The 11,853-nt window shown below is 58.9% G+C and carries 11 protein-coding genes; 6 read left to right on the forward strand and 5 right to left on the reverse strand.

The features are described from left to right. Nucleotides 1-67 precede the first annotated feature (67 nt). Entirely contained in the window at nt 68-1,009 is a 942-nt protein-coding gene (locus tag P5205_12980) for a DHHA1 domain-containing protein (GenBank protein ID HSA11275.1), read from the reverse strand. A gap of 173 nt (nt 1,010-1,182) precedes the next feature. On the opposite strand from P5205_12980, the gene P5205_12985 reads away from it, so the two are divergent. Further along, nucleotides 1,183-2,040, forward strand: coding sequence for an SDR family oxidoreductase (locus P5205_12985; protein ID HSA11276.1), 858 nt, complete (start codon nt 1,183-1,185; stop codon nt 2,038-2,040). Between the two features lie 109 nt (nt 2,041-2,149). Further along, complete coding sequence (locus P5205_12990; protein HSA11277.1) at nt 2,150-3,439, forward strand: lactate racemase domain-containing protein; 1,290 nt, start codon at nt 2,150-2,152, stop codon at nt 3,437-3,439. Between the two features lie 185 nt (nt 3,440-3,624). On the opposite strand, the gene P5205_12995 is transcribed toward P5205_12990, so the two are convergent. The 4 genes from P5205_12995 to P5205_13010 form a co-directional block, all read right to left on the reverse strand. Next, nucleotides 3,625-4,035: a hypothetical protein gene (locus P5205_12995; GenBank protein HSA11278.1), complete on the reverse strand. Its 411-nt coding sequence runs from the start codon at nt 4,033-4,035 to the stop codon at nt 3,625-3,627. A 284-nt stretch (nt 4,036-4,319) separates the two neighbouring features. After that, the gene (locus P5205_13000) at nt 4,320-4,730 is read right to left on the reverse strand and encodes a helix-turn-helix domain-containing protein (protein HSA11279.1); all 411 of its coding nucleotides are present in this window, start codon (nt 4,728-4,730) and stop codon (nt 4,320-4,322) included. A gap of 304 nt (nt 4,731-5,034) precedes the next feature. Next, nucleotides 5,035-5,481 carry a hypothetical protein gene (locus tag P5205_13005; protein HSA11280.1) on the reverse strand — a complete coding sequence of 149 codons (447 nt, stop codon included), beginning with the start codon at nt 5,479-5,481 and terminating at the stop codon, nt 5,035-5,037. A 15-nt stretch (nt 5,482-5,496) separates the two neighbouring features. After that, a complete protein-coding gene (locus P5205_13010; GenBank protein HSA11281.1) occupies nt 5,497-5,949 on the reverse strand; it encodes a GxxExxY protein in 453 nt (150 codons plus the stop codon). 173 nt (nt 5,950-6,122) lie between these two features. On the opposite strand from P5205_13010, the gene P5205_13015 reads away from it, so the two are divergent. The 4 genes from P5205_13015 to P5205_13030 all read left to right on the forward strand — a co-directional run bounded on the left by P5205_13015 (nt 6,123) and on the right by P5205_13030 (nt 11,345). Next, nucleotides 6,123-6,479, forward strand: coding sequence for a four helix bundle protein (locus P5205_13015; GenBank protein ID HSA11282.1), 357 nt, complete (start codon nt 6,123-6,125; stop codon nt 6,477-6,479). Between the two features lie 43 nt (nt 6,480-6,522). Continuing rightward, nucleotides 6,523-6,741: a hypothetical protein gene (locus P5205_13020; protein ID HSA11283.1), complete on the forward strand. Its 219-nt coding sequence runs from the start codon at nt 6,523-6,525 to the stop codon at nt 6,739-6,741. 370 nt (nt 6,742-7,111) lie between these two features. Continuing rightward, nucleotides 7,112-8,878 (forward strand): choice-of-anchor Q domain-containing protein, encoded by a 1,767-nt coding sequence (locus tag P5205_13025; GenBank protein HSA11284.1) that lies wholly within the window; start codon nt 7,112-7,114, stop codon nt 8,876-8,878. 37 nt (nt 8,879-8,915) lie between these two features. Then, on the forward strand, nt 8,916-11,345 hold the full coding sequence (locus tag P5205_13030) for a leucine-rich repeat domain-containing protein (protein ID HSA11285.1): 2,430 nt from the start codon (nt 8,916-8,918) through the stop codon (nt 11,343-11,345). The last annotated feature ends 508 nt before the right edge of the window (nt 11,346-11,853 follow it).

An 11,853-nucleotide genomic window follows, 5' to 3' on the forward strand; every position in this document is an offset into this window, starting at 1 on the left:
AGCACAAGACGCCGTACACCGCGTGGCTTGAGCAGGTGTCTGGGAAGGGGAAATCGCCTTTGTCCCGCTACGGCTGCGGGCGTTCGATTGAGGCGAAGATGTCCTCCAGACTGTTCAAGGGCTCTTCTCTTTTCGGATTGAGAACCTGGCGGAGGTAGTTGACTGCATCGGGAATCGTCTTCACCGAGCGGGGCAGGGTTGCGCCGCTGGCGTTGGCGTGGCCACCGCCCTGGAGCTTCTCGGCGATCTTCAGCGCCTCACCATTGCGGCTGCGCAAGCTGGCGATCACCACTCCGTTTGCCCGACGGAAAAGGGTCAGCAGGACGGGGTAGCGTGTCGCCTGTTGCTCAAGTAGTTGGTGGACGATGAGGTTGTTGTTGCCGATGACTGTGTCCACAAAACCCACCTGCGGGGAGATTTCCGTTGTGTTCTCCCTCGCCCACGCGAAGCCCAGCGGGTCCTCGATGTTGCGCTTGACCTCCATAACCCGGAGGAGGGGATTATTGAGGAGCTGTTCGATCTGACCGCCGATCAGGGCGTGGAGGTTCCAGAATTGGTAAATTTTGACCAGGTTCGCGTAGTCGCTGGCCAGGATAAAGTCGGGGTCGTCTTCGAGGAACAAGTCGCCGACGTTATTCAGGTGCACGAGCCGGTCCAACGCCGGGGAACCGAGGCCCTCCTGCCGGCAGAGTTCGTAGCAGATGAGGCCGGCCGACTTTTTCAGGTTGTGGATGAACACCGCGTTCTTAGGGGGGATTTCGGTGACATGGTGGTCAATGATAGCCCAGTTTGGCCTGTCCATGCGCGGCTCAAAGGTAATGTCGGCGATCCAGGCGGACTTCTCGCGCAGATCGCGCTGGCGCCAGTTGTGGTAGTTATAGGCCTCCAGGCGGACGTCAATGTTGAAGAGTTTCCGCGCCAACCGCTGCAAAAGCACGCCGGACACCAGCCCGTCGAGGTCGCTCTCGTGAGTGATAATCACTTCCGGTTTAGGCAAGGAACTCGTCATTGGAAGTAGCCTAGCCGAGAGGCAACAGACTGACCAGCAAGGATTTCAATTCCCACTGGAACCGGAAAAGTCTGGTGCACAGACGATTTTCCGCTAAGGTGCCAGCCATGCGGTCGATTGGACTCGCAACGTGTGAGCCTGCCGCCGCCATTCATCATAGAACAAGAAACACTATGACCATACCATTTCGTGTGAATTTGAAGGACCAGGTGGCGGTTGTGACCGGCGGCGGCGGCATTCTGTGCAGCGTGATGGCGGATGCGCTGGCGCAGTGCGGCGCCAAGGTCGCCATCCTCGACCTGAAACCGGATATGGCACAGAAGGCTGCGGATAGGATTGTCAACGAGGGCGGCGTGGCCAGAGGATTCGCCTGCAATGTTCTGGAAAAGCCGAGCGTCGAACAGGCGCATCAGCAGGTTAAAGCCGCCTTCGGGCCGGTGGATATTCTGATCAACGGCGCGGGCGGCAACCATCCCAAGGGCACGACCTCAAAGGACTTTCTCGCCCGCGAAGACCTTGCAACGAGGAAGGAAGGCGTGACAACCTTCTATGACCTGACGGTCGAGGGCATTCAGTTTGTCTTTAACCTGAACTTCCTGGGCACGTTCTTGCCGACCCAGGTCTTCAGCAAGGACATGGTAGAGAAAGGCCGCGGCAACATCGTCAATATTTCCTCCATGAACGCCTTCAAGCCGTTGACCAGGATTCCGGCTTACAGTGCGGCCAAGGCGGGGGTGAGCAACTTTACCCAGTGGCTCGCGGTCCATTTCTCCAAGACCGGCGTGCGCGTTAACGCCATTGCTCCGGGCTTCTTCCTCACGGACCAGAACCGCGGCTTGCTGACGCAACCCGATGGCTCTTTGACTCCGCGCGGCAATACCATCATGACCCACACACCACAAGGGCACTTTGGCAAACCCGAGGACCTGGTCGGTACCTTGCTGTGGCTGCTGAGCGGGGAAGGCGCGGGCTTTGTGACCGGGCAGGTCATTGCGGTGGATGGCGGCTTCAGCGCCTTCAGCGGTGTATGACCGCCTCCGGCTGAGGCGTCCGTTGCGGCCCAAACACAAATGCTTCGGCGGAATTTTCCTACCTGCTGGAATGTGGACCGTCCCTGCGCGATACTCCAAATAGAGAACCATGGCGACATATTTTGCACGTGGGGGCATAGGGGACGCGATTAGTACGGCTGAGAAGCGGAAGGCGCTGGCCCAGGCACTGAAAGTAATGGGCCGACGATTGCGCAAGGTCCTCGTCCTGCCCCCCGATCATACCCGTCTCAATTCCAATGCCGGGGAGTTGACCCACCTGCTCTACGAACTACTCTCGCCGAAGGTGAAGGTGGACGTTATGCCCGCGCTCGGCACGCACTCCCCGATGACCGAAGGGCAACTGCGAATGATGTTTGGCAAGCGGATCCCGCTGAACCGCTTTAGAGTGCACGACTGGCGTAATGACGTCCGGAAGGTCGGCGAAGTGCCGGGCAAGCTGATTCGGGAATGGTCCGGCGGGCTGGTTGATTACAGCGTGCGCATCGAGGTGAACAAGCTCCTGTTTGCCGGTTACGATCTCATCCTCTCTGTAGGCCAAATAGTGCCCCACGAAGTGGTGGGCATGGCCAACTACACAAAGAACATCGTCGTGGGCGCCGGGGGTGCGGACATCATCAACAAGTCCCACTTCCTTGGCGCGGCCTACGGAATGGAACGCATGATGGGGCGGATTGAGACGCCCGTGCGCCGGCTGTTCAACCACGGCGTCGAGACCTTCTTGCGTGACCTCCCCATTGCGTACGTCCTCACCGTGATGGAGAAGGCAAAGGCGGGCGGCGGCATGATTATGCGCGGATTGTATGTGGGTGACGACATGGAAACGTTCACACTTGGCGCGCGGCTCTCGCAGAAGGTCAACCTCGATCTGCTGGACGAGCCGCTCAAGAAGGTGCTGGTCTATCTCGACCCGCAGGAGTTCAAAAGCACGTGGCTGGGCAACAAGGCGGTCTATCGCACCCGCATGGCGATGGCCGACGGCGGAGAGCTGATCGTCCTCGCCCCTGGCTTGAAGGAGTTCGGCGAAGACCCCGAGATTGACCGGCTCATCCGCAAGTATGGGTACCGCGGCACCCCGAAGACTCTGGCAGCAGTCAAGGCCCATGCCGAGCTGCGCGCCAACCGCAGCGCCGCCGCCCATCTCATCCACGGCTCCAGCGAAGGTCGCTTCCGCATCACCTACTGCCCGGGGCCCGGGATGAGACAGGACGAGATTCGGTCAGTTGGTTTCCAGCCCGGGGATCTCGACGCCGCGCTCAAGCGTTACCGGCCCGAACGGCTAAAAGACGGGTTCAACCACCTGCCCAACGGCGAGGCATTCTTCTACATCAGCAACCCCGCCTTGGGCCTCTGGGCCCTCAAGAGCCAGTTTGAGGGATAAGCGCCCCGGCCTGGCCTGGGAGACCGGCTGAAATGGCGGACCACGGCTCCCATGTCGCCCCCCAGAAGCGGCAAGCGCAAGGCTGGCTCGGCTGGCGGACAGGCTGGGGAGGACCACGAGTAAGCCGCGCTTGTTACGGGGCGCAGGGGGTGTCATTGGTGAGAACTTGCTCGGGGTTTCCAGTTTCAAACCAGCCGCGCAGCGCTCCAGTCGAGCGTCAACAGGCCGTTGGGTGAGCGTGCGAGGGGGACGGCCAGGACGTCGCGCTTGGGAAGCGGTTTAGAGTTGAGGGTTGAGCATGGAGAATCGGGGCCGAGCGACGGGGTCGGCGGAGCCACGGCGGCCGGGAGCGAGGGAGCTGCCGGCGCGACGGGCGAGGCGGGCGGCGGGGACGGAGCGCAGGCCGCGGGGCTTACACCTTTCTGCTGTGCGGCGGGCGAGTGGTCTCCGTAAGCACGCTGGAGGTCCTCCTCGAACTGGCGGCGGCGCTGCTCGGGAGTGCCCAGGGTCTTGAAGCGCGAGGGCGGGTTCAGCCGTTTGTGGAGCCGTTCGATTTGATGGAGGGAGCGGTTGCACAGGGCAAAGAGCGAGTTCAAGGACGGGCCACGGTCGGGCAGCACGGGGCGGGTCGCACGGCGAGTGGCGCGAACGCAGGGCGCGTCGCAGCACGCGGCGAGAAGCCGGGCGGGTTTGTCTGGTTGAGAGTTGCGTGTTGAGGGTTGAGGGTTTGAGTCAGCCGTCCCTGTCGGGAGTTATCGCGTGGATGATGCGCCCCCAGCGTTGAAACGCCGGGCTATCTTCGATTGTCCCGCGGGGGCAGAATCCGGCACTTACCAAAAGTTTACCAAAACTTTACCGGATTTAACCGGATTTCATTTTTTCACACCTGCCAGTCCAGGACCTCCTCGAAGTATTCGTCGCTGGGGATTTGGCGCGCGGCGGTGGAGAAGCGCAGATCGCCGACCTCCCGGGCCGCTTCGGCGCGCAACCGCGCGGCGAGGCCCAGCAGCCGGGCGGTGGGGATGTCGCCCAGGTCGCGTTTGGCCAACTCGGTTTCGACGCGGCGCAGGTCGCGGCCAATTTGCTCCCAACGTTGCTGGCGGCCGGCGAAGCACTTTTCGGCCAGGGCCTCGGTCTCGATCGCCCGCAGGTTTTGGATGGAGAACTGGTGTTGCCGGCTCCATTGGATGAGAGTCGGCTTGGATACGTTGAGCTCAGTGGAGATGCGGTCATAGGTCCAGCCCTGAGCCCGGAGCTGGATGAACCGCGCGACGGTTTCCTGATCTTTCACAATCGGCCTTTCTGCCCGGGCCAGCGGCCCGAGGGAGTTCACAACAAGTCTTAACGACGCGCACGGGCGCGTTCGCCGTCCTCCCCTCCTCACCGAGAAAGGCCCGGAAAGACCGGGGGCTACTTCGCACCCCGCCGGGATGTTTTTCGCCGGCCAATCGGGCGCGACACCGCCGCGCTGATTGACGGGGGAAAGTTAGCTCACGCGTGGGGGAACGGCCACCAGTCTTTTCCCAGGCGGGGGCCTGGTCGCCCTGTTCGGGCATCGGGGTCGTTGTCCGGCCAATCCAGCCCGCTGCCAGATCTCAGGGTCCACCCGCGCCCGGTCCTCGGAGAGAACGGTGAACTGGTCCGTCAGGGACTCCAATTCCACCGACACCGTCACCCTGCAAACTCTCGGCGATCTTGTCCATTACCGACCGCATATCCAACTCCAGCGGCGTCCCCTCAAATCCCTCCAGCAGCTTCCGCGCGACCGAAAAACTAAACACCTCCCGCCGGGTCAGTTCCACGGGAGCCAGTTGGAACGTTGCGTCGGTGAGCCCAAAGCCTTTGCGTGATTCGTCGTAGGCGATGGGGGCGCGGCAGTCGTCGCGGAGGAAGTCCAGGTCGCGCATGAGGGTGCGACGGGAGACTTCCAGCTCGCGGATGAAGTGGCGGCAGTTGGGCAGAGACCCGCTCCGCGTCCCCTCCCGGATCAACTCCACGATTCGTTGCAGCCGGTGGTATTGAGGACGGCTTGATGAGTGCACTGTGACCCCTGGTAATCAGCCGCGAAAAGGCACAAGAAACGCAAAAGCGGAGAGCAACGCTGAAGCAAACCCGCCGGTGCCAGCACCTTGCCCAGGCTGGCTGAGCGCGTATTTCTTAATCTCAAACTTCGGGGCGCCGAAGTTGATCAGCAGCCCGTGCTCGATCCGCGAGGCGCGCAAATACCCAAGAAGCTGGGCCACATGTTCATCCGCCAGCGCCTTGGCGGCCTTGAGTTCGATGATCAGCCGGTTGTCCACAAACAGATCGGCATTGTAATCGCCAATGAGCGTCCCGTCCTCGTCATAGACTTTAAGCGGATGCTGCTGCTTCACATCCAACCCCAGCTTCCTGAGCCGGTGCGCCAGTCCATTCTCATACACCTTCTCCAAATGCCCATGCCGGTGGTAGCGGTGGATGGCAAACGCGGCTTCACGAACCAGGTCGCAGAGTTCCATGATTTCTCTCATACTTTTCCAGTTCCTTTTTGCGTCTTTTGCGCCTTCTCGCGGCAAAATCCCCTTCTGGACCTGTGCCGTTAGATGGCACACGTCTCCTCTATGCTGGCGGATGGATTCATGCAAGTCTATCGCGCCTTTGGCAGGCTGGAGACTGGAGACGGGAGGCTGTAGTATCGCGGCCTATGCGAGATCGTACAAAACTCCGTGCCTTCCAATTGGCTGATCAACTGGCTCTGGCCATCTACAGGGCAACCCGTGCTTTTCCACGGGAGGAAATATTCGGCCTGACGTCACAGCTTCGGCGTGCGGCCGTCTCGACCGCTTCAAACATCGTCGAAGGGGCGGCTCGTTCGTCCGAAGCCGAGTACCTTCATTTCCTTGACACAGCCTACGGCTCGGCACGAGAGATCGAATACCAGGTGAGTCTGGTCTTCCGACTGGGGCTTCTTCCCGAGCAATCGCGTCGGGAATTGCAGGCTTTGACCGTCGAGACGTCGAAGGTCCTCAACGGCCTGCTGCGCTCACTGCGCAAGCTGTAGGCACTCCATCCTCCAGCCTCCCGTCTCCAGCCTGCCTATCGACGTGGACCCCCTCCGCTGCCCCGTCTGCCAGAACCCGATGCGCGTTATCGCCGTCATTGACGACCCGCGCGTCGTCGAGAAGATCCTCCGCCACCTCGGTGCCTGGCACGATCCTCCAGTCTCCAGCCTCCAGCCTGCAGGCTCTTCTGGCCCCTACACCTACGAACCCTGTGACGACGTGGAGCCGACACCTGATTACGAAAACGTCCTGACCGACTGAAACTGCCGCATTATCCAACCGGCTCGGGGCGGGGGTGCGCCCATGCACCGGGTCCTTTGGGCTCCATTCCCGTCCCCCGCCACCCTCCCGCGCCCAAACCCAACCCGCAACCTCCAGCCTCCAGCCTCCGGTCTGCAGCCTAATTCCGTCTTGATGCCCAGGCCGGCTCTTGATAAGCTCGCCTCATGCTTGGTGAGTCCGAAAACCAATTCTCCCTCACCCGCGCAGCGCCTAGTACAGGCGGGCGCGCAAAAAGCGATTTCAGTTTTTTCCCGCCTTCCCCTTAGCCAGTAACCAACCATTTAAGTTAATCAACCTGACCAACCTCATGAAAGCACAACCCTTGACTCCGCCTACCCCGCTCCAACATATGACGGCATCTTGCTCACCCTTGTTTCGTCTCGCCCGCCTTTTGAATCCACGGCGAATTTGGATTTTCCTGTTGTCTCTCATGCTGGTTAGCGAAGGCACATTCTTCAACTGGAGCGCGATTGCGGCGACGCGCTACGTCAACGTGAACAATTCCACTCCCGCCGCGCCTTACACGGACTGGAGCAATGCGGCCACTAATATTCAGGATGCCATTGATGAAGCAGTGGCCGGCGATGAAATCGTAGTTACGAACGGGGTGTATCAAACCGGCATCCGTCCGATATATAGCGCAACCAACCGGGTGGCCGTGAACAAAGCCGTCATGGTGCGCAGCGTGAACGGCCCAGAAGTGACGCAAATTGTCGGAGACACGTCCCTGAGCGTGCGGTGCGTTTATCTGACCAACGGCGCGACGCTGATCGGATTTACCCTCACAAACGGCGCTGCAAACTGGCCGCCGGACGCGCACGCCGTCAGAGCCCTTTCGGGCGGAGGAGCATGGTGTGAATCAGTGAGCGCAACAATCAGCAACTGCGTCTTAGTAAACAACTTTGCTTCGACTAACGGAGGCGGCGTGTTTTCTGGGACGCTCTACAATTGTAGCCTGAGCCAGAATAGTGTTCAGGATATGGGACGCACGTTAGGAGGGGGAGCGGCCCGCAGCAGACTTAGTAAATGCACCTTGGAAGAGAACACAGCAAACTCAGGATACGGCGCAACCTTTGGCGGTGGAGCGGCTTATTGTGTTCTCGACGATTGTGTGCTGATCAGCAATGGCGCCGACAATGGTGGCGGGGTCTATAATTCCACGCTCAACAGGTGCAGACTCGATAGCAATTGGAACAGAAGTTACGTGTACAGTTATGGGGGTGGAGGGGGTGCTGAGGATTGCATTCTCAGCAACTGTGTCCTAACAAATAATCGTGGTGACACCGGAGGCGGGGGAGCTTGGCATTCCGATCTCGAAAACTGCTTACTAGTTGGGAATACGACCTTGAAACCAAACGGCTTGGGCGGGGGGGCGAGGGAGTGCAACCTCGTCAATTGCACCCTGGTAGGCAACTCAGCCTCTTCAAGTGGTGGTGGCGCTCACGGAGGCTCGCTAACGAATTGCATTGTTTACTACAACTCCGCTCCAACAGGAGCAAACTTGCAAATTGCCGCCTCTGTCCAATTTTGCTGCACCACACCGCTTGGGTTCAGCGGAAAGGGCAACTTCGCGTACGCGCCTCTCTTTGTTGATACCAATAACTGGAACAACCTTCGCTTGTCGCCCAACTCAGCGTGCATCAACGCGGGCAAAAACATTTACGCTCCAGACGGCCCCGACCTCGATGGGAATGAGCGGATTCGCGGCGGCACGGTGGATGCCGGCGCGTATGAGTTCCAAACGCCGATATCCACAATTTCTTATGCATGGCTTCAGGATTATGGTCTGGTCCCAGACGCCCTGATTGATCAGGCCGACTCCGATTCGGATCTACTTACCACATGGCAGGAGTGGATTGCAGGCACGATTCCGACCAACACCGCCTCCGCTCTGAGGATGTTGTCGGTGAGCAACATCGTTTCAGGAAAATCCGTCCGCTGGTCCAGCGTGGCGGACCGGAATTACTCCCTTGAGCGAGCTGCAAACCTTGGGGCCACTCCTGCGTTCAGCGTTGTCAAAACCAACCTGGCAGGACTGTCTGATGAAACCATTTTTGAGGACACCAAGGCACCCGGTCCCGGGCCTTTCTTTTACCGCGTAAGAGTAGAGCAGTAATTTTGCCCCATCACTCCACTACAACGGAAAACAACCTATGAATGCCAATAATCATACAATTCAAATCAAGAACCTTGAACAAAGGGCAGACGCAAGAGAGCGTCGGACCTGGCTCGCTCCGTTTGTCCTCCTTTTCAGCCTCGGCATCTTTGCGTTCAACACCCCGGCGGTGACTTTTCCCGACGCCAACCTTGAAGCGGCTGTCCGGTCGGCCCTTGGAATCCCTTCCGGTGAAATTACGCAACAGAACATGGCGGGTCTGACGAACTTATATGCGTGGAGCGCGGGAATATCACAATTGGATGGGTTGGAATATGCGACGAATCTTCAATCGTTGAACATAGGATATAATAGCGTTACCAATCTCAACCCTCTCTCCAACTGCTGGAAGTTAACATTGCTTGGTTTGTTTGAGAACAGGGTGACCGATGTCACGCCTCTGACAGGTCTTACTAATCTGGTCACGCTCGAGCTGTGGAACAACCGCGTTACAAGCGTCCTGGCTCTCTCGAATTTGAACCAGTTGACCAGCCTGAGCCTGGGATACAACGGGCTGACCAACGTTGACGGGCTGGCTGGCTGCTGGCGGCTGACTTCATTGAACTTATTCGAGGATAAGATTACCGACGTAACGCCTTTGGCTGGGCTTACCAACCTGACCACGCTCGAGCTGTGGAACAACCGCGTTACAAGCGTCCTGGCTCTCTCGAATTTGAACCAGTTGACCAGCCTGAGCCTGGGATACAACGGGCTGACCAACGTTGACGGGCTGGCTGGCTGCTGGCGGCTGACTTCATTGAACTTATTCGAGGATAAGATTACCGACGTAACGCCTTTGGCTGGGCTTACCAACCTGACCACGCTCGACCTGTGGAACAACCGGGCGGCAGACATCTCCAGCCTCTCAAATCTGAACCAGTTGACCTACCTGAATTTGGGATATAATGGAGTCACCAACGCACAGCCGCTTGCGGGCCTAACCAACCTGACTTACCTGAATTTAAATGGCAACGGAATCACCGACGCGCAACCGCTGGCCTCTCTGAAGATGCTGCAATCGCTGAGCCTTGGCGGCAACAAAGTGAATGAGCTGGCGCCGTTTGCCGGGTTAACCAACCTGGCTTATCTGGATCTCTGGCGCAACGGCGTAACCGATGCTTCCGCGTTGTCCGGCCTTACCAACCTGATTGATCTGTACCTGCCCGAGAATTCATTAACAAGCATAGCTTTCGTTTCCGGGATGTCCCGCCTGCAAACGCTGGGAGTCGATCTTAATCACATACGCAATGTCGATGTGCTCATCCATTGCCCTGCCCTCGTTAGACTGACGCTCAACAACAACGAGATCGAAGATCCCCAACCACTTGCTGGACTAACAAATTTGCGCGAAATCCAACTGCAAGAAAACTGGATCACAAACATCTCCGTCCTTTCCACGCTCTCGGCCCTGACCTACGCGGATGTCCGGTGGAATTTTTTGAATGTGGCGCCCGGTTCGGCGTCCCGCGCCGTGATTGACCAGTGGATTGCCAACGGAGCCACGGTATATTTTACGGAACAAACCACGGCGCCCAGAATTTCCTGGATAGCCGATCAAACAATTGCCCAGGGGAGCACACTTTCTCTTGCCTTCCGAGTGGCGGATGACGTGACGCCCTCGGGAGATCTCACGGTCACCGCTTCCTCGTCGAATACGGGCTTGCTGCCGAATGAGGGAATAGTTTTGGGCGGCAGCGGCGGGGAGCGCACATTGGAGGCAACACCGTGGGTGGATCAATTCGGCGTGGCCATCATTTACGTCGGTGCGGCCGATGTTTCACAAAATTCAGCGATCGGCTTTAAGCTTACAGTTCTGGAAACCAACGCGCCCGTCATCACAGGAACCACCGGTTGGGTTTCCGGCACCAATGCCCCCACAGGCTTGCCCTTGGTTGCCCTGAAGGCGGCGGTGAATCCGGGGAATTTGGCCACGACCGTTACGTTTGAATATGGACTGACAGTGAGTTACGGAGCTGTGACCGCGGCGCAGGTCGTTCCGGCCGGCAGCGTCGGCGTTGAGGTTTCCGCCAACATTACTTTCCAGCCAGGCCGCACATGCTGCTGGCGGGTGATTGCCTCGAATGCCGCAGGCACGCGCGTTTGTGCGAATCAGTCAGTTGCGGTCCCGGCGCTTTACAAACCCGGCGATCTCAACGGAGATGGACTGGTAGATCAGGCCGAACTGGATTCCGTTTTAGCCGGTTACTGGCCGACAAGCCCGTGGGTGTTCATGACCAACACCGCCGGGCTCGGAACCACTAACGTGGTATTCAGCCTTACCGACAGCACCGCTGGCAGCTTCAGCGTGCTGGTTTCCACCAATCTGTCGGATTGGGATTACATGGGACCTGCGGTACCGTTTTACCAATTCGCTGACCCGGCTGCCGCCGAGGAGCCTCAACGCTACTATCGCCTGAGCTGGCCATAACCAAATCTCGTTTCACCCGCGCAGCGCCTAGTACAGGCGGGCGCGCAAAAAGCGATTTCAGTAGTGGTACTACGAACTGCGCTACACCGACGATCTGGGCCCTAGCCCCATCTCGTACTTCTGGAACTGGATGCTGCTGGAACGGCGAGCCATGACCAATTGGACCTGGTCCTGCTTCGACATGGGTTCCCCTTACTCAGCCCACCGGTTTTACGGCGTCAAGCGGGTGCCATAGCTTGGATACTCGCAGCCGGGCAAGCCGTTGAAACGGCTCCTGGCTCTGGGCGGGCCACCACACCGGGCTGAAGCGCCGGTGTTAATGAGAGCAGAGCCGCCGGACGGACGTCTGGAACATCCGCACCCGCGTTACTCATCCAACTGGGCAGAGACGTCGCGTGCGCCGTGAAGGACACGGATAACCGCCAGCGGTTTGCTGGCGGGGTCATAGACCCACCTCAATCCTTAGCCTCGTGAAGAAAAATGCATAAATAGGTGAAAAAGTGCTTGC

It is taken from the genome of Candidatus Paceibacterota bacterium, from assembly GCA_035452965.1.
Classification (GTDB): Bacteria; Verrucomicrobiota; Verrucomicrobiia; order Limisphaerales; family UBA8199; genus UBA8199.

Coding starts and splice junctions, on each gene's coding strand:
- P5205_13030 (HSA11285.1), top strand. CDS start 8,916: ATGAATGCCAATAATCATACAATTCAAATCAAGAACCTTGAACAAAGG.
- P5205_13010 (HSA11281.1), bottom strand. CDS start 5,949: ATGAGAGAAATCATGGAACTCTGCGACCTGGTTCGTGAAGCCGCGTTT.
- P5205_13025 (HSA11284.1), top strand. CDS start 7,112: ATGACGGCATCTTGCTCACCCTTGTTTCGTCTCGCCCGCCTTTTGAAT.
- P5205_13015 (HSA11282.1), top strand. CDS start 6,123: ATGCGAGATCGTACAAAACTCCGTGCCTTCCAATTGGCTGATCAACTG.
- P5205_12985 (HSA11276.1), top strand. CDS start 1,183: ATGACCATACCATTTCGTGTGAATTTGAAGGACCAGGTGGCGGTTGTG.
- P5205_12980 (HSA11275.1), bottom strand. CDS start 1,009: ATGACGAGTTCCTTGCCTAAACCGGAAGTGATTATCACTCACGAGAGC.
- P5205_12990 (HSA11277.1), top strand. CDS start 2,150: ATGGCGACATATTTTGCACGTGGGGGCATAGGGGACGCGATTAGTACG.